At 68.1% G+C, this 21,277-nt stretch carries 21 protein-coding genes and 1 pseudogene; 8 read left to right on the top strand and 14 right to left on the bottom strand.

Translation table 11 applies throughout. From position 1 onward, the window contains the following. Positions 1 to 273 precede the first annotated feature (273 nt). The 3 genes from ACFY7C_RS08210 to ACFY7C_RS08200 all read left to right on the top strand — a co-directional run bounded on the left by ACFY7C_RS08210 (position 274) and on the right by ACFY7C_RS08200 (position 3,557). Entirely contained in the window at positions 274 to 2,046 is a 1,773-nt protein-coding gene (locus ACFY7C_RS08210) for a hypothetical protein (protein ID WP_389645522.1), read from the top strand. Continuing rightward, positions 2,043 to 2,447, top strand: a complete 405-nt coding sequence (locus ACFY7C_RS08205) for a hypothetical protein (protein ID WP_389645519.1) — start codon at positions 2,043 to 2,045, stop codon at positions 2,445 to 2,447. Before ACFY7C_RS08210 ends, ACFY7C_RS08205 begins: the two co-directional genes overlap by 4 nt. A gap of 249 nt (positions 2,448 to 2,696) precedes the next feature. Beyond that, positions 2,697 to 3,557, top strand: coding sequence for a DUF6602 domain-containing protein (locus ACFY7C_RS08200; protein ID WP_389645517.1), 861 nt, complete (start codon positions 2,697 to 2,699; stop codon positions 3,555 to 3,557). A 235-nt stretch (positions 3,558 to 3,792) separates the two neighbouring features. Here ACFY7C_RS08200 and ACFY7C_RS08195 read toward each other — a convergent pair whose 3' ends face one another. The 7 genes from ACFY7C_RS08195 to ACFY7C_RS08165 are packed head-to-tail and all read right to left on the bottom strand — an operon-like array spanning position 3,793 to position 10,063. Then, the gene (locus tag ACFY7C_RS08195; RefSeq protein WP_389645516.1) at positions 3,793 to 4,860 is read right to left on the bottom strand and encodes a serine hydrolase domain-containing protein; all 1,068 of its coding nucleotides are present in this window, start codon (positions 4,858 to 4,860) and stop codon (positions 3,793 to 3,795) included. A gap of 54 nt (positions 4,861 to 4,914) precedes the next feature. Next, a complete protein-coding gene (locus ACFY7C_RS08190; protein WP_389645513.1) occupies positions 4,915 to 6,018 on the bottom strand; it encodes a glycosyltransferase family 4 protein in 1,104 nt (367 codons plus the stop codon). After that, on the bottom strand, positions 6,015 to 6,551 hold the full coding sequence (locus ACFY7C_RS08185; RefSeq protein ID WP_389645510.1) for a deoxycytidine triphosphate deaminase: 537 nt from the start codon (positions 6,549 to 6,551) through the stop codon (positions 6,015 to 6,017). Before ACFY7C_RS08185 ends, ACFY7C_RS08190 begins: the two co-directional genes overlap by 4 nt. After that, entirely contained in the window at positions 6,548 to 7,087 is a 540-nt protein-coding gene (gene dcd / locus ACFY7C_RS08180) for a dCTP deaminase (protein ID WP_389645508.1), read from the bottom strand. Before dcd ends, ACFY7C_RS08185 begins: the two co-directional genes overlap by 4 nt. Next, positions 7,084 to 8,298 (bottom strand): metallophosphoesterase, encoded by a 1,215-nt coding sequence (locus ACFY7C_RS08175; protein WP_389645506.1) that lies wholly within the window; start codon positions 8,296 to 8,298, stop codon positions 7,084 to 7,086. Before ACFY7C_RS08175 ends, dcd begins: the two co-directional genes overlap by 4 nt. Next, positions 8,295 to 9,614 (bottom strand): UDP-N-acetylglucosamine 1-carboxyvinyltransferase, encoded by a 1,320-nt coding sequence (locus ACFY7C_RS08170; RefSeq protein WP_389645503.1) that lies wholly within the window; start codon positions 9,612 to 9,614, stop codon positions 8,295 to 8,297. Before ACFY7C_RS08170 ends, ACFY7C_RS08175 begins: the two co-directional genes overlap by 4 nt. Next, positions 9,611 to 10,063, bottom strand: coding sequence for an ATP-binding protein (locus ACFY7C_RS08165; RefSeq protein WP_389645501.1), 453 nt, complete (start codon positions 10,061 to 10,063; stop codon positions 9,611 to 9,613). The genes ACFY7C_RS08170 and ACFY7C_RS08165 overlap by 4 nt, the downstream gene beginning before the upstream one ends. A gap of 171 nt (positions 10,064 to 10,234) precedes the next feature. On the opposite strand from ACFY7C_RS08165, the gene ACFY7C_RS08160 reads away from it, so the two are divergent. The 4 genes and pseudogenes from ACFY7C_RS08160 to ACFY7C_RS08145 all read left to right on the top strand — a co-directional run bounded on the left by ACFY7C_RS08160 (position 10,235) and on the right by ACFY7C_RS08145 (position 14,118). Further along, positions 10,235 to 11,521, top strand: coding sequence for a helix-turn-helix domain-containing protein (locus ACFY7C_RS08160; RefSeq protein WP_389645498.1), 1,287 nt, complete (start codon positions 10,235 to 10,237; stop codon positions 11,519 to 11,521). Continuing rightward, positions 11,518 to 12,045 carry a flavoprotein gene (locus ACFY7C_RS08155; protein ID WP_389645495.1) on the top strand — a complete coding sequence of 176 codons (528 nt, stop codon included), beginning with the start codon at positions 11,518 to 11,520 and terminating at the stop codon, positions 12,043 to 12,045. The genes ACFY7C_RS08160 and ACFY7C_RS08155 overlap by 4 nt, the downstream gene beginning before the upstream one ends. 490 nt (positions 12,046 to 12,535) lie before the next feature. Continuing rightward, positions 12,536 to 12,885: pseudogene (locus ACFY7C_RS08150) on the top strand (glycosyltransferase); the annotation flags it as partial. Between the two features lie 48 nt (positions 12,886 to 12,933). Then, positions 12,934 to 14,118 carry a hypothetical protein gene (locus ACFY7C_RS08145; RefSeq protein WP_389645492.1) on the top strand — a complete coding sequence of 395 codons (1,185 nt, stop codon included), beginning with the start codon at positions 12,934 to 12,936 and terminating at the stop codon, positions 14,116 to 14,118. Between the two features lie 221 nt (positions 14,119 to 14,339). Here ACFY7C_RS08145 and ACFY7C_RS08140 read toward each other — a convergent pair whose 3' ends face one another. The 5 genes from ACFY7C_RS08140 to ACFY7C_RS08120 form a co-directional block, all read right to left on the bottom strand. Continuing rightward, the gene (locus ACFY7C_RS08140) at positions 14,340 to 15,815 is read right to left on the bottom strand and encodes an SAVED domain-containing protein (protein WP_389645490.1); all 1,476 of its coding nucleotides are present in this window, start codon (positions 15,813 to 15,815) and stop codon (positions 14,340 to 14,342) included. Positions 15,816 to 15,881: 66 nt separating this feature from the next. After that, positions 15,882 to 16,364, bottom strand: coding sequence for a Mov34/MPN/PAD-1 family protein (locus tag ACFY7C_RS08135; RefSeq protein WP_389645487.1), 483 nt, complete (start codon positions 16,362 to 16,364; stop codon positions 15,882 to 15,884). Continuing rightward, positions 16,361 to 17,638, bottom strand: a complete 1,278-nt coding sequence (locus ACFY7C_RS08130; protein ID WP_389645484.1) for a HesA/MoeB/ThiF family protein — start codon at positions 17,636 to 17,638, stop codon at positions 16,361 to 16,363. Before ACFY7C_RS08130 ends, ACFY7C_RS08135 begins: the two co-directional genes overlap by 4 nt. Beyond that, positions 17,632 to 18,249, bottom strand: coding sequence for a hypothetical protein (locus ACFY7C_RS08125; RefSeq protein ID WP_389645481.1), 618 nt, complete (start codon positions 18,247 to 18,249; stop codon positions 17,632 to 17,634). The genes ACFY7C_RS08130 and ACFY7C_RS08125 overlap by 7 nt, the downstream gene beginning before the upstream one ends. Continuing rightward, complete coding sequence (locus tag ACFY7C_RS08120; RefSeq protein ID WP_389645478.1) at positions 18,246 to 19,235, bottom strand: hypothetical protein; 990 nt, start codon at positions 19,233 to 19,235, stop codon at positions 18,246 to 18,248. The genes ACFY7C_RS08125 and ACFY7C_RS08120 overlap by 4 nt, the downstream gene beginning before the upstream one ends. A gap of 427 nt (positions 19,236 to 19,662) precedes the next feature. Between ACFY7C_RS08120 and ACFY7C_RS08115 the strand changes: the two genes are divergently transcribed. Beyond that, complete coding sequence (locus ACFY7C_RS08115) at positions 19,663 to 20,088, top strand: hypothetical protein (RefSeq protein WP_389645475.1); 426 nt, start codon at positions 19,663 to 19,665, stop codon at positions 20,086 to 20,088. 281 nt (positions 20,089 to 20,369) lie between these two features. On the opposite strand, the gene ACFY7C_RS08110 is transcribed toward ACFY7C_RS08115, so the two are convergent. Then, positions 20,370 to 20,681, bottom strand: a complete 312-nt coding sequence (locus tag ACFY7C_RS08110; RefSeq protein WP_389645472.1) for a hypothetical protein — start codon at positions 20,679 to 20,681, stop codon at positions 20,370 to 20,372. A 128-nt stretch (positions 20,682 to 20,809) separates the two neighbouring features. Then, the gene (locus ACFY7C_RS08105; protein ID WP_389645469.1) at positions 20,810 to 21,190 is read right to left on the bottom strand and encodes a hypothetical protein; all 381 of its coding nucleotides are present in this window, start codon (positions 21,188 to 21,190) and stop codon (positions 20,810 to 20,812) included. Between the last annotated feature and the right edge of the window lie 87 nt (positions 21,191 to 21,277).

The raw sequence follows: 21,277 nt of genomic DNA, 5'->3' as shown, positions 1-21,277 counted from the left end.
CGGGTCCGGGGATGTGGCGAGGACGCGCTGCGGGTGATTGCCGCCGTGGAGATCATGAGGTTGGTGGTGATTCCTGCGGTGAGCTGTCGACGGTTTGATGGCCTGGGTCGCTGTCATGTGCCTCTGCGGAATGGCTTCGTCCAGCTTGCCTGATCAGGTTTCGGCCAATCCATCTGTCTAGCGACCTGTTACACGCAATGTCGCCTTTGTGGTCTGGCGGCTTCCGCCGTTCGTCGTGAAGATGCCCGCCGTACGAGCGAACGGGGAAGCGGCATGGGAATCGCCTGGGGCACCAAAGCTGGGGAGAAGAAGCAGGAGGAGGCATGCACGGACGGGTGGCCCGGTGTGCCCGTCCAGCGGGCTGCCCGGACGGCCGACACACCTCGTCCCGCGGAGGTGGATCCGACTGCCACCGAGGTGACGCGGTTACTGTGCCAGGCGGTCTATGCGCGGCCGGATCGAGTGAAGGAGCTTAAGGCGTGGTGGCGCAAGTTTCGGGGGAAGAGCGCGGCTCCGAAGAAGCCGCGGCGTAGTACACGCAGGCCCATCTACCTGGAGGGCAGTGACGATTGCCCTCCGCTGGGCGAGCCGACGGCACAATGGGTTGTCGACCATGTGTTGAACGGTCCGCTGGTGCCTGTGCCGTCGTATGGGTTCGATCTTGTCCCGATGGTGGCGCACAGCTTGCGTGCACGTCGCGGGCGGTGGTTACGGCGTCTTTGCTTCCTGTTGCTCCTGACGGCGGCCGGGTATGTCTCTCCGTGGGCGACGGCGATCTGGGTGACCGCGGTCGTGGTCGCCCTCACCATGAGGTGGGCGGCGTTTCGAGCGCAGCGCAAGAAGAATCTCAACAGTCGGCTGGCCCGCCGCCCATGGTTGGCGTGTCTGCCTCTTGTCGCTCCGTGGATGCTGGCGCTGGTGCCGTACGAACCGGTGCCGGAGGTGAGACTTGGGCTGGTCGCGGTGCCGGTCGGCCTACTTGCTGGGATGGCAGTGGTGTACGTCGGGGACCGGTTGGTGGCGAGGGCCGCTCTGTCTGTGCTGAGTCGCAAGCGGGTCTCCCGCGACGCGCTGCCGTGGACGTCGCCGAGGGCTACCCGGAGGCTCGCGAAGATCGGGGAGGAGCAGGAGGGGCGCCAGCTGCCCTATGACGCCTCGCAGCACTTCATCGGCGCCGGGCGCGATCTCTGGGGAGCCGCCCACATCAACATCCCTCTGAAACCCATGGACCCCGAGGAGTCGGTCAAGCCCTTCGGCGAGGCGGAACTGCTGCGGCGCGTGGGTGCGGCACTCGACGAACTGGGACGGGGTGCACGGGAGATCACGGACCCGCTGCCAGGGTTCTCTATGGAGCGAGTTCTCGGGTTGCCGGCCCACCTCTGGCTACAGCGGACCCGGGAGGCGAACGGGGAAGCGCCGGATCTGACTGGCCGGGGTCGTAAGTCGCCCTCCAGTGAGCCGACGCGACTCTATCTGCGCGCGCAGTGCATCACCTGGGACGGCCAGGTTGTGGTCAGCGTGTTCGTTCACGCTGCCCTGGAGGCAGGCGAGTTGCGTCTGACCGTACGGCCGCACGTCATGACCCCGCTCTACAACGAGCTGAAGGTGACAGCGGTCCCCGTCGGCAAGCGTGGTGCGCGGCTGCTCAGGTGGGTGACGGTCCAAGCCCTCCTGGACGCGGCTGTCGGCCCCTTGACGTTGTGGCGCCTGGTCGCCCGGATCGCGCTCGGAGAGAGCATCGAGGGTCGGGCCGAGGAAGAGGACCCTGTGAGCCTGCGGGACCGCTACTCGACCGAGGAAGTCACTGACATGCATCAGAGTGATGACGCCAAGCGGCATGTCGTCCTCATAGAGACCTGCGTGTTCCGCACCGTCGCTGCCTACTTGCGGGACCTGGGCATCGACACAACCGCCTACGACCAGCAGGTGGCTGCTGTGACCAACAACATCCAGATCTATGGCGACAACAACGCGCCGATCCAGAATGTCGTCGGTAACGGCAACAGCAACATCGGTCAAGGCTCTACCAGCCAAGGAGGAAAATGATGGCCATTGGACGACGTCGACCTGACCCCACACCCGAGTCGGGACACGGCACGGGCATCAGCATCGGCGGCAACAACAACGCTCCACTCCAGAACGTCGTCGGGCAGAACATCTCTCATGTGCACCAGGCTGCATCGGCCCACGGGGTCACCGACGTCGACGCCGTACGAGCCCTCCTCGTCGCGTTCCGGGTGGATCTGGAGCGCAACGCGGCGGGTCTGCCGCACATGGAAGCTCTGAGATCCATGGCGGGCACCGCGGACGACTCACTTGCGGCTCCGGCCGAGCAGGCGCACACGCTGAGGGGGATCGCACAGGCACTGCCCGCACTTGTCCTCGGGACCGCTGTCCAGCAGAGCGGACAAGCTCTCGCCACGGCCATCGGCGGGCTACTGACCTGAAGCTGGGGAGCGCATCCATTGCCCGATCAGGAGGCATGTGGAGCCGGGGCTGGAGGAGGATCTCGCACTCGGCTCCCAAACGGCCCCAGAGACCACTCAGGGACCCGACCCGCTCTCGCGGATAGGGCCCCTGACCTGGTCTTTCACCCGTTGCCGATGCGGCCTCGCCACGCTGGTTCGGGCTGGTTCGGGCTGGATGGCTGCGGGCTGTTCGAGCCGAAGCCCCCTGGAAACGTGCAGACTGTGTGAATGAGCCAGCAGGACAAAATGGATGCGATCTTCGGTTCCATCGCTAGGCGCATGCAGGACGACTTTGAGACGACGCGCGCCTTGGTGAAACACAAAGGGCTGAGGGGAAAAGCCGCCGAGAACAACCTGGTCACCGAATTCCTCCGTAGGTACCTCCCTGCCACCGTGCTGGTACGTCAGAACGTGGAGATCATCAGCAGCGCAGGCGACCACTCCACCGAGTGCGACGTACTCATCTGTGATCCCTCGACGCCACCGATGTGGTCTGCACATGGCGTTGATGTTGTTCCCGTTGAGTGCGTGCACGGCCTGATTGAAGTGAAGTCCGTCCTGACGGAAGGCGAGCTGCGGAAGGCGTGGAAGGACGCCGCCGCCATCAAGCGATACGCGAAGACAGCTTGGATCCCCAGGGCGACCGAGCCGATCTTCAAACCGGTGCTCCAGCGGTATGGCAAGGAGCACGACTACTTCCCGACTTTGGGCTTCGTCTTTGCCTTCACCACGCCAACGTCGTTGCAGAGACTGAGCGAAGTCATGTGGGAGCTTGCCCAGAACACGGACCCTGAGCATCGTCTGGATGGGGTGTGGATCCTCGACAAGGGATCGCTCACGTGGCTCTCGGCGGCCGGCGAGTGGTTGACTGCGCAGGCTGGCGACCCGTGGCTGCGGCGGATTTCGCCGCCGCCAGGAGGATCTCCGCTGCCGCTCATGACCATGCAGTTGCAGGCTGTCTTCCAGTCGACGCTCATGCGGCCGTTCCGAGTCGGCGATTACATGGGGAACCTACCGTTCGGCACGGGTGACATCATCGGGCCAGAGGTGCCGGCGACGGCTCCGTCGTGGCTTGGGAAAGACGTGTAGCCGTTGGATCTTCATGTTGCTCTCGGGCGCGGGCTTGGTCCTTGTGTCGGTCGGTGTGCGGGCCGACCACGAGGGATGGTCTTGGCGCAGTCCATCGCACCCCAGCACGCCCCTGCACTCGGCGCCCGCACCGGCTCGCCCACTCCTGGTGATTGCGGTTGAGCACCGACAAGGTGATCACCCCGTGGTTGCCCTCGCGAGAGCACAACGCACTGGGCGGGAGTTAGAGCGTGGATCATCGACCGGTCTGTGCCCGTCCCAGCAGGGCACCGTCTGCGAAGACGGTCTCGCGGTAGGAGTTGCGTACGGCGGTGAGCGGTTCGCGGTCGCGGGTGAAGTAGAGCTTGTTGGTGAGGAGGATTGCCCAGCGCTGCTGCTTCGGGCTGATCCACATACCTGTGCCGGTGAAGCCGTAGTGGATCCAGATGTCCTCGCGTAGTTCGGTGTCAGGAGCGGGGTGCCAGAAGAGGCCGCGTGCAGGGGTGAGTTCGCCGGTGCGGATGCGTAGGGAGTCCGCGATCCAGGTCGGGCCGAAGGCGGCCTGCGTCGGGGCGAGCATGTGCTGGAGAAAGCGGCTGAGGTCGGTGAGGGTGGAGAAGGCGCCGGCGATGCCGCAGGTGCCGCCGAGGAGGCGGGCGGAGAAGTCGTGGGCGGTGCCTTTGAGGTGAGCGCCGGTCTCCTCGTCGAGTTCTGTGGGGGCGCAGCGGGCGATCGTGGCTGCAGGCAGGGGGCCGAAGCGGGTCTCGGTCATGCCGAGGGGGTCCCAGATTCGGCTTGCGGCCAGGCGGCCGAGGGGTTGGTCGGCGAGGTACTCGGCCAGGTAACCGAGGGTCAGGGCAGCTCGGTCGGTGTACTCGACGGCCTCGCTGGGGGCGCGATGGAGGCTCTCATGGAGGACGCCGTCGCGGATGTCCTGGGGATCGGTGCCGTAGAGGTTCTTGAGGTTGGCACGTAGAGGCAGGCCGGCCGTGTGGGTCAGGAGCTCGTGGGTGGTGACCTGGGCAAGCGGGTGGCCGGTGACCTCGGGCCAGAAGGTGCCGAGCGGGGTGTGGAGCTGGAGCTTGCCCTCTTCGACAAGGGTGCCGATGACGGCCCACACGGCGACGATCTTGGTGAGGCTGGCGATGTCGAAGACGGTGTCGAGCCGCGTCGGCTCGTCGGGACGAGTCGGGTCGAGGAGGCCGACCGCCCCGCTCGCCGTCGTGCCAGAGGCGTTGCCGACGGCCCAGACGGCTCCCGGGTAGACCCGGTCGCGGACACCGTCCTGGAGGAGCTGCTCAATGCGCGGGATGTCGAGCGTCATGGTGTTCCGATCGTAGTGAGAGGGCCGGTCATGGTGGGGGTGCGCCACGGGTGATCAGGCGAGTCGCCTGCCGAGCTCGGCGAGGGCTTTGGCGGTGGCGCTCAGAGGGAACCGGGCTGCGTTGGTGGCGCCGGCCGCGCGGAGCGCCGGCAGGAGGCCGGGGCTGGTGCGGAGGCGGTCGAGTTCGCGGGCGACGGCGTGCGGGTCGGCGAAGTCGGTGGCGAGGCTGGTGCCTCCCAGTGCCTCGGTGAGGCCGGGGACGGGTTGGTGGAGGACAGGGAGGCCGCATGCCTGGGCTTCGAGCGCGACGAGGCCCATGGCCTCCAGCGTCGTGGAGGGCATCACCAGGACGTCGTGGTCGGCGAAGGTCCTCCAGAGCTGTGGCCGGCGTAGCCAGCCGAGGTAGTGGACGTGTACCCCGCGCTCGTGAAGGCGGGGGCGAAGGGCATGGAATTCGGCTCGGGGTGCGGCGATGGACAGCTCGGCGGACTGAGTGAGCGGGAGGGCTGAGAGGAGGGTGTCGAAGCCCTTCTCGGGGGTGAGGCGGCCGGCGTACAGGATCCGCAGGTGGCTGGAGGGCTGGTTCCGGCGTCGTGGGGGAGGGGTGGCGATGAGGTGGTCGGGGATGCCCCAGGGGATCTTCTCGATCTTGCGGCGTCGGGTGTCGGGGGCGAGGAGGAGCAGTCGGTCCGCCATTGCGCCGGTCGGTACCACGATCGCGTCGGCGGCCCAGGCTGCCTCGCGCAGGGTGGCCAACTGTTCGGGATACGTTTCGGCGAAGAGGAGGTCGGTCCCGTGGACCAGGGCGATCCGAGGGAGCTTCGGGAAGGCTCTGAGCAGAGCTGGTGTGGCGCCGAAGGCCAGATGCTGCAGATGCAGGACTCCGGCGTCGCCCCTATCCACCGCCTCGGCCAGTGCCTGCTGGAGGGCGACGACATAGCGGCAGAAGGCGTACCCCGTCAGGCACTTTTTTGGCGCATGCACCAGCTCCAGACCCGGCGGCATGGACGGCTGCAGTCCCCTGTGCTCGGGTGCAAGCATGAAGGCCCGGGCGGGGAGGAGGGGAGCGCGGCCGGTGTACAGATCGAGGAAGAGCTCGACGCTTCCGCCGGGGCTCGGGAACGGCAGGTCGAGGGCCGTGACGACGGTGGGGTTCACGCGGGGCCTCCCGGGTTCTCCTCGTAGAGGCGGGACGTTTCGATGCCCTGGCTGGCCCGGTATTTGAGGCCGTGGTTCTGGTAGCTGGCCGTGGCGCCGAGGGCCTGGAGGAAGACCAACTTGCCGAACGTCATGCGCGGGTAGACCCGGACCGGTCGGCTCGCCCGGATCTCCAGCGTCCATCGGATGGCGTGGCCCTGGTGCCCGAGGGGAGCGGAGACGTGGACCCAGATGCCGAGCGCCCCGATCGTCCGGTCGCCGTTGAGGAACTGCGCGTACGCCTCCGAGCCGGTCCGCTCGTACGTCGTCCCCAGGTAGAGGACCTCCGGCCGCAGCACGTAGCCGGTGGCGGGGATCGGCACTTCCTGGAACTCGGTCGGCCTCGCGGCGTCCAGGGAGCCGTCGTGTAAGCGCAGGGTGTCGCCGAGACGCCAGTCGTAGGCGTTGGGGGAGATTCTCCGCGGCTCGTACGGTTCGATGGTGATCTCGCCGGCGGCCCTGGCGGCGGCGATGGCGGGGCCGGTGAGGATCACGAGGCCACCGCCCCGAGGGCGGCGAGGTCGCGCCAGTACGCGGAGGGCTGGGGGCCGGCGGACGACTGGTACTTGCCCGCGTAGAGGGCCACCGGGCCGACCGACACGAAGAACATGATCTGGCCGATCCGCATACCCGGGTACACGCGGAGCGGTCGGATCGGGGAGAGCATGAGCGTCCACTGGCCGTGGAAGCCGATGTCCCCGATGGGAGCGGTGATCTCCACGAACAGGCCGAGGCGGCCGATTGAGGAACGTCCGAAGAGCAGGGGTACGAAGGTGTCCGAACCGACCTCCTCGATCGTGTGGCCGAGGTAGAGCTGGCCGGGCTGAAGCTCGAAGCCGTCCGGACCGATCTCGATCGACTCGGTGGCGTTCGGCCGGTGGGCGTCCAGGGCGTGTCCGGTGTACGTGAGCAGGGTCCCGCCGAGACGGACGTTGTAGCTGTTCGGGTTCACCTGCGTCGGCTCGAACGGGGAGATACGGATGCGGCCGTCGGCCGTGGCCTGGGTGATCTCGGGGCCGGTGAGGATCATCGGGATTCTCCATCGGTGAGCGTGCGCTGCACGGCCTGGCTGAGACGGACGCCGGCCTGCCGGGTACGGCCTCCGAGGTACGCGTCGGCGAGATAGCCGGTGGTCAGTACGGTCGGCAGGCGGTCGGGCAGGGGACGGGGCGCGGACACGACCGGGCCCGCCTGCTCGGTGAGGTGGGCGAGGAGGGCCGCAGGATCTGCGAGGAAGCGCTCCGGCACGAGGGCGTGTACGAGCTCGTTGTTGAAGGGCTCGATGGCCAGGAGGCCGCCCTGCGTGAGTACGGTCCCCAATCTGGGAGACCGAAGTGCGGTCTCGTTCAGCAGGACGGCTTCGGCGCCCAGACCGTTGTGGAGGCGGCCGGCGACGTCGGTGAGCAGGGCGCGACGGTCGAGCAGGCCGTTCGCGTACGGGGCCCGGAGCGGACCAAGCGGCGTGCGCAGCTCCTCGCGGATGGCGTCGATGGCCTCCCGTACGGGGGCGAGTTCTCGGGGGAGGTCGGCTGTAGGCGGGAAGGAGTCCACCCGGGCTGCCCAGCCGGCGCCCACGGGCTCGGCCAGCGCATACCCGGCCGCGAGTTCACGCCCCTTGAGAAGGAGCGTGTCTCCCACGGGCACCGGCCCCGGCCGCTCGCTGTGACAGTGCCCGGCGAAGACGACATCCAGGAACGGGCAGGCAGCAGCCAGCTTGAGATCCTCGTCGAACCCGGAGTGGCTGAGCACCACCCAGGAGTCGGCCTGGTGGTGATGGGTCAGCATCAGCTCGCGCAGTGCCTGGACCGGTTCGGTGACACGGTGTCCGGCGCGCTGGTCGGCGGGGATGGCGTTGAACGCCTGGGGACCGATGACGCCCGTGACGGCGACGCGGCGGGTGCCGACATTCACGAGGCGGGCCGGACGGAAGAGCGGATTGCCGGTCTCGGCGTCCACGGCGTTCGCGCACACCGTGATGCCATGGAGGTCGGACTCGAAGTGGTGGACCCAGCCGTGGTTGCCAGGGGCGACGGCGTCGTAGAGGCGGACCAGGACGTCCCGCTCGATGCGGCCCTGTCCGAGCCGGTAGTAGCCCGTGCCCTCGAAGAAGTCCCCGCAGTCGACGACGAGGCTGTCGTGCCTTCTGGCGTGCAGGTGCGTGAGCATCGGTACGGCGTCGTCGAAGGCCGAGTGGAAGTCGGTGGTGGCGATGATCCGGCGGAGGTGTCTGGCTGCGGTCATGGGGTGACCTCGCAGACGTCGGCGCCGAGGGCGAGGAGCTTGCCGGGCAGGTCGGCGTGGCCGCGGCGGATCTGGTCGACCCCGCCGAGCGTGGTGACGCCACGGGCAGTGAGGCCAGCGACCATCAGCGCGGAACCCGTGCGGATGTCGGTCGCCTCCACTCCGGCACCCGTCAGCCTCTGGGGGCCGGTGAAGCGGCACTCGGTCGAGGACAGTTCGGTGATCTCCCCGCCCATGCGGACGAGCTGGGGGATGAGGTTGCTGTGGCGCCCGGGGTTGATCGGGTCTGAGAACAGGTGCGTGCCGGGGAAGCCCAGGGCGAGCCCGAGCAGCGGTGGTTCGAAGTCGGCGTCGAGGCCGTTGGGGGCGAGGGTGGCCATGGCCCGGAGGGGCCGACCGGTCGGCTGGGTGTCCCGACCGTGGACGGCCAGCGCCTCGGTCTCCTCGGCCGTGGGGATGCCCATCCGGTTCAGCGCCGCGATCAGCGGACCGATGTCAGATCCGTGGACGCCCTCGATCCGCGCGGTGCCGCCGGTGGCGGCCACGGCACAGGCCAGGGTTCCGGCCTCGATCTTGTCTCCCGGCACTTTCCATACGGGCGCGTCCCCTGAGACCGAAGATGGCGGGGCGAGCGTGAGGACGCGCTCGCCCGCACGGTACGCGTACCCCACGGCCGTCAGAGCGTCCAGAACGCAGAGGACCTCCGGGGAGAGGTTCGGCCGCCCGAGCCGCAGTGGCGCACCTGCGACCACGGCACGCAGGACCGCGGCGATCGTCGCCCCGCGCGAGCGGAACGGCAGGGCCAGCGACACCGTGCCAGGGACCGCCTTGCCGGCTTCGACCACGTACCCGCGATCGTCCACGCGGACGCGGTCGCCGAAGGCTTCGTACACCTTGAAGTGCTGCTCCATCCCGCGGTCGCCGATCCGGCAACCGCCGGGCCAGGGGAGCCCGGCTCGACCGCACAGGGCGATCAGGGCGGGGACGAGGTAGTACGAGGCGCGGATGCTGGAAGCGTCCTCGTTGAGCCCGTTGGCCTTCGGGGCCGCCTCGCCGGGGAGGACGAGGACGGTGCGGCTGTCACCGACCGAATGGGCGGTGTTCCATCCCGCCTGCCGCAGCAGGTCGAGCAGCGTCTGGACGTCGGAGCTGGCGGGAACATTGTTGAGACGTACGGGGCGAAGGAGGGCGGCCGCAGCCGCGACGAGCGGGAGCGCGGCGTTCTTCGAACCGTCGACCGTCACGGCACCGGCGAGGGGCCGGCCGGGCCGGATCGCGATCACCTGGGACGTAACGGCGGGGACGTGGGTACTCACGTACAACTCCTCTGCGTGGGAACGGATAAGGCGGAGGCTGATCTGGTCGGGGATGCGCCGGCGACGTCGATCTCGGCCCAGCAGCACTTGCCAGAGCCCGTCGGCGCCGTACCGAAGCGGTCCGCGAGCACGCCGACCAGGAAGAGCCCGCGTCCGCCCTCGCTGTCCTCGTCCGGCAGCGCGGCCGTCGGCAGAGTGGGGCTCGCGTCGCTGACCTCCACTCGCAGAACCGCGTCGGAGAGCTGGGCTACGACACTGATCGGCTGATGACCGGCGTAACGGACCGCGTTCGTGACGAGCTCGCTGACAACCAGCTCGGCCGTGTGGACGGCCTCCGACGCCGCGGGCACCGCCGGCCAGGCGGCTATGGCCTCCCTTACCTGGCGTCGTGCCACGGGCACGGCGGCCGGAATCGGCGGGAGGGAGAAGATGAGCTGGTGCGCTTCCACGAGCGGCCTCCAGAAGTCGGATCGACCACCCCAAGGAACAGCGCCGCCAGCGCACTTCGCGACGGCCTGTGCCCGTACTGCATCGTTCATGCAGAAGCTGCATGAAGCCTTCGTACGACTCGCCTACGCTGCGTCCGGAGGGGCATGCTCGACGCGGACGGAAGGGCATGGATGGCAGACGTGAAGACCGAAGCCGAGAAGATCGGCGAGACGATCAAACGCGCTCGTCTGCGCACCAGTCGCTCGCAGGCGGACGTCGCCACCGCGCTCGGCTACCACCAGTCGAAGATCAGCCGCCTGGAGAGCGGACGGGGCACGGAGGACACCCGGGTCTTACGCGCCGTCGCTGCCGAACTCGGCATCCCACTCCACCTCCTCGGCCTGAGCGGCCCCAGCCCGTCCGCAGAACCGACAGACGATCCCGAGACAGAAGACATGCGCCGCCGCACCTTCCTCGCCGCGAGCATCGCGTCCCTCGCGGCCCCCACCGCACCTGCCACGGCTGCCCACGACGACCTCGTCCGCGCACTCCTCCCCGGCCCACGCACGGCTTCCGCCCGAGTGGACGGCATGGATAAGGAGTCCCTGGAATCACGGATCGCCGTGGCTCGGCGCCTCTTCTACACCTGCGACTACGCAGCGCTGGAGGCAACTCTTCCCAGCCTCATCGCCGACCTGCGCGAAGCTGCGGGCGGCGATCACCACGGCGACGCGGCGATGGCCGGGCTCCTCGCCACTGCCTACCAGACCTCCACAAGCCTGTTGCTCAAGCAGGGAGACCACGGCAACGCCTGGCTCGCCGTGGGTCGTGCCATGGCCGAAGCAGAACGCTGTGGCGACCCCGTCGTTCTCGCCTCCAGCGTCCGCGTCCACGCCCACGTCCTGACCCGCGAGAAGCACACCGCCCAGGCCGTCACCCTGGTCCGGCACACCGCAGGACAGCTCGCAGGCTCATACGACCAACGCTCCCCGCGCTACCTCGCGGCAGTAGGACTCCTTCTCCTGCGAGGCGTGACTGCCGCCAGCACGGCCGGCGACCGTGCCGCCACCCGCGAATTCCTCGACGAGGCACGGGACATCGCCCGCTACGTCGCACTCGACCGCCCCGACGCCTGGGCCAACTTCAGCCCCACGAACGTCGCCCTCCACTCGGTGAGCGCCTCCGTGGCCTTCGGCGACGCTGGCATCGCCCTGAACACCGCCGCGCCCCTCATGCGCCGCCACATCCCCGTCCCCGAACGCCGGGCAGCGCTGTGGGTCGAGGCCGCCCGCGCCTACAACCAGCAGGGCCGCCTCGCCGAGGGATACCAGGCCCTCCGCATCGCCGAGACCTGTGCCGCCCAGGACGTCCGCCGCCCCGCCGTCCGCGACCTGGTCGCCGACATGGCCGCCCGCGATCGGCGACGTACGCTGCCCGAACTCCACCACTTCAGCCGCCGACTGGGAGTCCCCGCGTGACCGCACAGCCGTTCCTGTACGTCGTCGTCTGCGCCGCCGGCATCGCGGGCGACGCCCACAAGCTGATCACCGCCGCGCAGGAGCAGGGCTGGGGCGTCGGCGTCATAGCCACGCCTCAGGGCCTCGGCTTCCTCGGCACCGAGGCGATCGAGGCCCAGACCGGCTATCCGATCCGCTCGGCCTGGCGCAGCCCCAGCGACCCGCGTCCCCTCCCGCCCGCCGACGCCATCGCCGTCGCCCCGGCCACCTTCAACACGATCAACAAGTGGGCGGCCGGCATCGCCGACACCCTCGCGCTGGGCATCCTGTGCGAGGCGTACGGGATGGGCATCCCGACGGTCGTGCTGCCATACGTGAATGCAGCCATGGCCGCGCATCCGGCGTACGGCCGGAACCTGGAGCAGCTGCGGGAGATGGGCGTGCTGGTCGGGGCGTACGAGCCGCACCGGCCGAAGGCGGGTGGGGGAGCGGACCGTTTCCGGTGGGAGGAAGCGTTGGAGCTGCTGGAGGGCAAGCTCGACTGAACGCGATCTCGCCCCCTTCTCACCATCGTGGCGGGCGTATTCCGTTTTGGAACGGGTTCGCTGTTCCGGTGCGGAACGGCATCCCTGAGAGCGAGCTGCGACCTGTTCACCGGGTGAACGTGGGATGTGCCGATCGGGGCAGTGTCTGTGTCAGCGGCTCCTTGGAAGGGAGCCCGACCACGTCGCCCTTGGCGTGGGTGTGGCAGGACCATGCTGATCTCTGTCTGCTGGCCTGTTGTGTGTGGGGGGCTTCCCGACTGCCAGATCCGGAAGGCGCCCCAGGCGCCAGGTGAGGACTTCGGTGACGTTGGGGGCGGTGTCGAGTTCGCGGTGGCGGGCGGCTTGGGTGAGGAGCGCGGCGGGGTCGTGGCCGGCTGTGATGGCGTCGTTGAGGGTGGTGGCGAGAGTGGGCCAGGCGGGTTCGGCGAGGATCTGCTCGGCCAGGCCGGGGAGCGCCTGGCGCACTACGGCGGCCTGCCGCTCCTACTGTGTCCTCGCCCCCGGCGGTCAGCTCATCACGGGCGTGCCGGATGCGGCCTTCGTCCTCGGCCACTACCCGGCGGGTCCGGAGGACGCCCGGGAGATGATCAAGCGTTGGTACACGAAGCGCACCTGCCGCGAGGACATCAACACCTACCTCGACCTGATCAACTACGTCTTCCGCGACCAGGACGACGACGTGACGTACACGCCTCATCACTGGGCCCACGTCCTGGATAAGATCCCCCAGTTGTTCGCGGAGGCCGGCTTCGCGAGAGCGTCGAGCCGTGGGAATTCGACCCGACGATGGCCAACCCGAGGCGTAAGTGGGCCAGCGTGTACGTCGTGGCGATCGGCTGAGGACGCGATTCGAGCGCCGCTGTCGGTGGGGTACGTGAGACTGTCGAGGTGTCGTCAATCGGTTATCTCATCCTGGCTGTTGAGCTTGCGGTCTTGGTCGCAGTCCCCCTCTTCCTGATTCCCGGGCCCGTCCAGCGCTGGGGGGTGCGTTCTTTGGAGCGCTTCGAGCGGATACGCCACGCCTCAGGGGTGCGTCGAGCCGCTCCGCTTCTGACGCAGATACTGGTACTGCCTGCTCGAATACAAGATCGTGTTGACGGTCATGGGCTGGCCCCGCTGTACGTCGTGCGCTGGTGGCGCGTCGCCCCGCTGGCGATGCCAATCAGGACACTCCAGTTCATCCTGCTGGAAATCGTCTTGATGAACGTCGACGACATAGCCGACTGGGAGCATCTGCGGTTGAGCGCGGATCCGGGGTCGACGCCCGGCGTGGTTCAGAAGCTGCTCAGCAGCGTGATCGCAGTGCCGATCGCCGTGCGTACCTGGAACCTGGGTGTGATCGGTCCGGTAGCCAAGATCACGGCGTTCGCCCTGCTCCTGGTCGCCGAGGTGTGGATCATCAAGCGCACCAACCTGACCAGCTCCGGCAGCGCCGCGACCCACGCGGCGTATGATCTGGAATCTCTGGCCGGGTACCCCGACAAGGCGAGTGCCCGAATGGAGTACCGGCGTTGCTGGCCGACCGTAGCTCTGTTGACGGTCGCAGCTCAGTGCGCCACAGTGCTCCGCCGTTGGGAGGAGACCCAGCCGGACTGCCAGATTCCACGAGTTTCTATGCAACCAGTCGAGCAAGTCATCTGGAGGGTCCACCGCACCCGCCGTGCCAGGGCCCGACGGCACAACGAACGCCAGTTCAAGGCGCACGCCGCCCTGGTAGTGGGAGCGCTACGAAGAGCCGAGGCCCGGCAGGATTCTGAGCCGGGGCGCGCCCTGGAAGACCTCATCGTGATGCTGCTGACTATTGCCGAGCGCTACGCCGAAGGCCGCATCGACGACCTTCTTGACGCTGACCAGCTCGTCGATGTGGCTCCGGCCACGCCGCGGGAGCGAACGCGAATGCTGACGGTGGGTGCCGTGGTCGTGCTGGTTATGGCCGGTGCGGCAACCCTTGGATTGCCCGAGGCCGCACTCGTCCCACTTCTACCAGTGGTGGTGTTGTTCGTCGCGGTGGTCTTCAACCGCGGTCGGATGCCAACTGCTGGGCAGCTTAGCGACCTGATCATCCCCCGTTGAAATTTGCCTGCTTGGCGGACGACACCGATGGTGGGTAGACGGAGCGAGCGCTGGCCCGGACAGGCCGGCACTCCAGCGCTGCGGTCACAAGCGTCGCGCAGCCCGGTGACCGTCCGAGAACCCGTTGCGGGCCCTTGCCTCACGGGGAGGTCCGATGAGAGGCAGGCCCCTACACCGGTATCGCATGGCCCAGGGCCGGGCGCTCGCGGTGGCCGTGGAGTTCAGGCCTGGATGAAGAAGGCTGGCTCGTACACCTGTGCCGTGCTGACGTCTTCGTACACCACGGTGGGCCGCAGCCGGTTCCAGCGGTGGCCGAGGAGCAGGGCGAGCCCCATGGGGCAGGCAAGGAAGAGGTGGATTCGGGGGGTGGTGCGGGCGGGCCGGCGCAGGGCGTTGCGAATGCCGACAGCGAGGGCGTTGGCTGCGGGGCTGTCGAGGATGGAGCGGTCCTTAGGACCGGTGGGGGGTGTGAGGATGAGGAGTTTGGATGCGGGGATGTTCTGTCCTTCGACGTATTCGAGGACGTCCTGAGTGAAGTCTTCGGCCCTGACCGTGATGTTGATGCCGACGGCGAGGTCCTCGCCCTGGCCGATGTCGTACTCCTCGACGGTGGGGGCGTATTCGGCGTCGTAGGTGTCGCGGGTGGACCACAGGTCTCCACGCTGGAGGACGGCGAGGTCGGCTCCGGTGACCATGCGGAAGGCCGTGCCGGTCAGGAACGCGGGGGCCAGGCGGAGGCTTCCCGACACGGAGATGTCGGTGCGGCCGGGCAGGCGGTCGGGGGCCGCCTCGATGTCGTCCTGGAGCTGTGCCCAGGTGGCGGGGGCGAGCGGGCGGCGTTTGGTGTATTCGGAGTCGGTTTCGAACCGGTCGATCCAGTTGATGGCGTGGTCGGCTTCGGCAGCGAGCGGGTCGGGTTTGAGGGTGGCGATCGACAGGATCGCGTAAGCGGGTCCCGTCTTGAGGCCGAGGCTGTCGACGGCTGTCTTGACCATGTCGAGGGTCAGGGTGCGGTGGCCGTCGCGGACCTGCTGGGCGACCCAGTTAGCGCCTTCGTCGACCGCGCGGCTGTCGTTGCGCAGACCGCAGACAGCCATCAGGAGCTGCAGCTGCTCGTACACGTGGGCCAGTTCTCGGGACACGTCGAAGCGCAGGCGGGAGAGGAGCTCATGAAGCTCCGTTTCGCTCAGGCCGGCGTTCTGGGCCCAGCGGGTTCGTGCCTGGCCGGTCTTCGAGCGTGCGGTGCCGTCGGCGGCCTTGGGCAGTAGTAGCTGGGTGCGGGCGTCCCGTACGGCGATGAGGGGATCCTTGGGGTCCGGGGCCCGGTTGGTGACGATCGCGAGGTCCGCTTCGGTGCCGTCGGCAGTGAGAGCGCGCCAGGTTTTGGCGATCTTCTTCAGGATCGACGGACCGCCCGTGGGGCTGGGCTTGGTCAGGTACTCCTCGTTGACCGGTGTGGCGCTGCTGACGGTGTACTTGACCTGGGTGTAGGTGTGGGGCGGGGTGCGGCGCAGCAGGACGACGTCGTCGAGGTTGCCTGCGTCGTCGGCTTCGACGCCGACGGAGATGACGGGGTTGGCGGTGTGGATGGCGTTCTCGCGCAGGAGGTTGAGGCAGCCGGTCCAGGCGATGAGCCACTGATAGTGGTCGCCGGTGATCCTGACGCTGGTGGGGCTCGGCGCGGGCAGAGGTTCCATGGGCGCTCTCCGGGGTGGGGGCGTGTGGCGCTGCGGTGGGTGAATCGCACCGGCATCCGGCCGTTATTAATGCTGCGGCTGGTAGGGCGGGCCGTATACGACGACCTGGGTGATCGTGTTGTCGTGGCAGGTCCAGGCGGCCATGTCCCAGTGCGGTGCTCGCAGGCCGAGGATGACGGCGATGAAGCTGTGGAAGGCGAGTTCGGGGTCGTTGAGGAGTTGGCGGTAGGTGGCTGCGTCGCGGGCGCTGGGGACGGGCCGGCTGGTGGGGTGGGTGTGCCATTCGCCGATCCAGACGCTGTGGTCCTGGTCGTAGGCCTGGTCGGCCAGGGTCTGCGCGTGGGCCAGGTCGCGGAGAAAGTAGGTGGGGGTCTGAACCGCGTCGGGGCCGGGGGTTCCGGCGTGCCGGACGATCACCGTGTCGTGAACGTGATGTCCCAGCAGGATGCCTCCGGTCTCTCTCCTGGTGTCGGCGGTGCGCAGCTCGTCGGTGATGACCCGGACGGCCTCTTCGGTGAGGCGGACGGCGGTGACGGGGCGCGGGGTCATGGGGCTTCGCAGGTGGGGCAGCCGGGGTGCGGTGGTGTGGCGGGGAACCATCGGGTCTCGCCGGTTCGGCTCAGGTCGAAGGGTGGTGCGCAGTCGGGCTGCCGGCGCAGGCTGATTAGGCCGTGTTCGCCGGGGAGGCGCTGGTCGGGGTGGCCGTGGCGCTCGAGGAGGGTGGCGACGGCGGTTTTGGCGGCGAGGTGGGCGACGAGGTGGAGGTCGGGGCCGACCGCGGTCATCGGTCGGTGTCGGGTGCCGGTGCCGTATCCGGCATCGAGTGCGGGTTCGGGATCGATGCCGCCGTGCTCGGCGAGCGTCTGGCGCCGGCAGGTGAGGCATCCGTGCTGGGGCCAGGGCCTCAGCCGCAGGACCTCGCCCAGGGCGCCGTCCTGCAGGACGCAGGCCATGATGGCGGGGATGCCGGCACGGCGGGCGAGGTGTCCGGTGACACGGCGGGCGGCGACGCCGTCGGCAGTGCAGACGACAAGGTTGCTTTCCTGGAGTAGCGGTCTGATCCGGTCGGCGTCGTCGATGACGTCGAGGACTAGGGGGACGACTGTGGTGTCGGGGCGCAGTGAGGTGAGTTCTTCGGCGAGGGCGGTGGCTTTGGGGCGGCCGACGTGGCGGCGGCCGGTGGTGTGGCGTACGAGGTTGTGCCAGGAAAGCCGGTCGGGGTCGACCAGGGTGAGGTGTCCAATGCCGTAGCCGGCGAGAGCGTGTGCGGCGGCGGATCCGATGCTGCCGGTGCCGACGAGCGTGACGCGTGCTGTTTGCAGGTCCCTGACGGGCCAGTGGTCCTGGATCTGGTCGATGCCGGTGGTCGGCGGCTCGACGAGGGAGCCGAGGGGGTATGCGCCGTCGCGTCCGATGCGCCAGGCGACGATGTCGGACACCTCGTGCTCGGGAAAGGATTCTTTCGCATCGGGCGCGTAGGTCAGGGCGAGGTACGGATTGGGGCCGGGGTTCTTGTATCCGCTGGTGAGGTGTTCTTGGAACACGGACAGGGGTATGCCCGTGCCGAGTCTGCCGCTCAGTTGGCGCCAGTAGAGATGGAGCATGGGGGCTACGCGGTACCAGCAGCCGGACAGGTGGACGTCGCCGCCAGCTGCGAGCAGGGTCGGGCCCGGTGTGGCGTCGACGGGGTGGATCACGCCGTCGGGAGCGGAGATCCCTCGGATGACGGCCAGGTCCTCGTGGTTGCCGCGCAGGGTCATCAGACCCCAGGGGCCGGCCTGGCGGATGGTGGCTGCGGCGCGATGGGGAACGAGGATCAGCACGAGGGCTCACTCCCGGGGTCTTGATGATCCCGTGCAGTGTCGGGCGCGGTCGCCGGGCTGCTGTGGGTGGGCTCCTTGGCGGGCGGGCGGGCGAGGAAGTGGTCGAAGCGGTCGTCCTCGACGATGCCGCGGTCGGACATCTGCGTGATGGCACCGTGCTTCATCAGCGCATACTCCACTTTCCATGCCGCGGCCTTCAGGAGCAGGTCGACCACAGACTGTCGGCCGGTCCACAGCGAGTCGGCACGCAGGAGACACAGGGTGCGATCGCCGTTGACATGCCAGCGTGACTGCGTCCACTCGGCCGGCTCGGGAACCGGGTCGAGAGGGAAGATGCGGGGCGGCACCATGGGATAGGCCTGCCGATAGGCCATGAGGACGTGGAGCCCCATGGTTCCTGTCCAGTCGGTGAGGTGTGCAGGCTGGGGCCGGTCGAATGGCCACAGCGGCAAGATGCCGTGCCAGCTCCCGGCGCCTTCGGCGTCATAGACGAGGTCGGGGAAGGCGCCGGTGATCTCGCGCTGGTCCCGTTCGAAACGGCGTGGCTCGGTGGCCCACCATGTGAGGGGGGCTGGCTGGGCGGGTTTGTGAGGACCGGTGGTGGCCGTCATCCCTGAGGTACGTCCTTGATCGGCCGAGGGGTGATGAGCGCGGGTGCGCCGGTGATCAGAGCCGGGGCTCCGGTGACGGGATTTGCGGGCTTCGGCAGGGCGGGGAAGGAGTCGCCCAGGATCTCCTGCCATAGGCGCAGGGCCTGGTCGGTGTGACCGGCCGCGGCCGCGGCGCAGGCCCGGTCGGCGAGCTCGGCGGCTTCGGCGAGCGCGGTCTGCAGACCGTCGTAGTCAAGGTCGGGCTGGATCTCACCGCACAGGTCGGCCGGGTCCTTCACGCCTTCGTTGACGCGTGCTGCCGCGGCGGTGAAGAAGGTACGCAGTCCGTTGGGGCGGTTACCGGACGTGGGCATGCAGTCGAGAGCGAGGACCTCGATGACGAGTGACTTGATCCGTCCTGTGACCGCAGCGTCGTGACGCCACTGCTTCAGGATGCGGACCAGGGGGCGAAAGTGCTCCCAGTCCCGTTGGCGGTCGGCCACGAGGTTGATCAGGTGCTCGGGGTCGGCGGGCACCCAGGTCTGGGTGAGCTTCTCGGGTATGAGGAGGGTGTCGTCGGCCTGCCGGAGGGCTGGCATCACGTCGACGGTGAACGCGTTCTCGTCGTCGGGGTCGTCGAGGAAGCACTTGACCGCGTGGTTCCTCGGCAGTGCCAGCCGGACTTCGTTGCCGTGGCTGCCGTTGGTCTTGCCCAGCAGCCGGTTGACCTGACTGCGGGCGTGGTCCAGGGCATGTTCGGCGCTGAGGCCGGCGCTGCCCCAGTCAGGGTGTTGGGAAGCGTCGTAGACGGCGATGATGTCGACGTCGTTGATGGGCTTGAGCTGGGTGCTACGGCGGAGTGATCCCGAGCCGAACGCTTCGGTGACATCGGGCTCGCTGATCAGCGCCCTCTTGAACAGATCACGCCGGTCCCGGGCGAGCCTGGTCTGGCCCACGTCCTCGTTGACGCTTCTCTGGAAGTCGTCAAACGCCTCGTCGATCCGCATGGTGCCTCCTCGATCTCGCGTGTCCAGCCCTGGTTCCGCACCGAGTTCGGCCGCCTGGTGGGGCAGGCTTCGTCCGTGTTCGGGAGGCATCGGGCAGCTGTCAGCCAGCGTAGACGTCGCCACTGACAACGGCCCAGGGAAGGGATGTCCCGCCCCCGCTTCAACAGGCAGAGGGGAACGCAAATGAGCGGGTCAGTACCGAAACGCTACGACTCATTACCCTCGGCATGGCGTCGGCGGTGCTCGGGCTGGGCCGGCGTATCCGTGAGACCCTGCACGCGCAGCTGCGGGCCGAGTGAATCCCGTCGTTCGGAGCCATCCCACCTCGCTACGGGCGGCCAGGAGGCAACTCTCGCCTGTCGAACTCGCTGGGCGATGTCGTGTGATCACCTGACAACTGAGGGACACCCCCGGTAAATCTATGCGGGTGAACACCTCCGCCGGGCTCCCCGAGGCCAAGGATCAGGCCCCCCACGAGGACGGCCAGGCCGTTCCCGTCATCGAGAAGGTGAAGGGCTTCGTCAAGAAGAACGGGCCGAAGTTCCTCGTCGTCGGCGGCGCGGCCCTTGCCCTCGTAGCAGCCGTGGCCGCCCGTCAGGACGAGGAGCAGGGGGCCACCGAGGGTGCCGAGGACGCCGAGAAGTCCTCCGAATCCGCTGAGGGCGAGGATTCGAAGCGCGCACAGCATCAGGTGAAGGGTGCGCTAGTGGACCTCGGCGGTCGGCAGGCCAGCCAGAAAGCCCAGGAGAACTACCGCCGCGATGTAGGGGGCGACTTGCCTCCCGGAAAGACCTATCGACCGCCGCACTCCCGAGGCGGCTCGTCGTCTGAGGACGGCAGCCCGGGCGTGTGAGCGAGTGTCGCAGCGCCCCGCTCGTCGATCATTCCTGGGGCCGTGCCTGTCAGGGCGTAGGCGCCAGCATCCACACCCCTACCGCCTCCGCCGCGAACGGCCTGAGCGTTACCAACAACTCAACTGCGAACACGCCTGCTTCAGGGCGCCGGGCCGACGGACCTCCGCACCGCTGAGTCCTGGCGGCTCCTGGAGGCCGGAGGGCCGGTGGTGGGGAGGTTTCCGCCACCGGCCGCTGGTTTTCAACAGGGATCTTCGTCTGTGTTCTCAGGTCCTTTGGGTCATGAGTTGACACCCGCGGTGATGATGCTGCACAACCGGGCGTATTCGAGCACGTCCTCGTGGGCCATGAACGGGATGAGGGCTTCGTGATGATCTACGGCGTAGCCGCACAGCATTTTGATCAGTTCCTTCGCAGCCGCCACTGAGTCAGCCTCGACTTCGGGGTTGTGGACGCGAACGCCGGCGGCCTGGAGCTCTTCGAGAGTGGCGTCATCGGCGAGGGCCTGTTCTTCGTCGGTGAAGGGGCGTCCGTCGAGGTGACGGAAATATCGGGTGCCTGAGGGTCGGCTGAAGTCCGTGTCGAACGGCAAGGCCGTGACGTGGAGACGGGGAGAGGGTCGGGAATGGGGAATCTCCTCTAGGGGCTATGTGTGTCCGTTCATGGTTCAGGGCTTGCTCGGGGCTGGAACCAGGCCCTGACCGCGCTCAGCGTGACCTGTCAGGAGGCGTATGCGGCGAATGGGCGAGCAGGTCCGATCATGAGTCCGAGCAGGCGGTCGAACTCGGCTCGCTCGTCCTCTGTCATGAGTTCGTGGGCGTTGCCGAGGTTTTTCTCGTCGAGCTGCTCCATGAACGGGGCGAGAAAACGCTGGATGGCTTCGGGTGCTTCCTCGTACGTCTGGATATATTCCAGGTAGCGCGAGTGCTGGGCCTGCAGCTCTTCAAGGTCGATGCGGGTGGCCCGGAAGACTAGGGCTCGTTCCTCCTCTTTGAAGGGGTGGCCGTCTCGGTGGGACCAGGTGCCGGTTTCGCGGAAGTGCTGGAAGTCCGCGTCGCAGAGCAGGGCGACGATCTCGGGGCGGGCTTCGGGCTGGGGCATTTAGGGTTCCTTTCGGTTTGGGGTCGGAAGGTCAATTGTTTGGAGAATCGCCGGTTAGGCTAACCGGCGATTCTGGGATATCTTTCC

Source organism: Streptomyces sp. NPDC012769, assembly GCF_042901205.1.
Lineage (GTDB): Bacteria > Actinomycetota > Actinomycetes > Streptomycetales > Streptomycetaceae > Streptomyces.
Note: the sequence above shows the minus strand (reverse complement) of the source record. Positions and strands in the feature narration are given on the sequence as shown.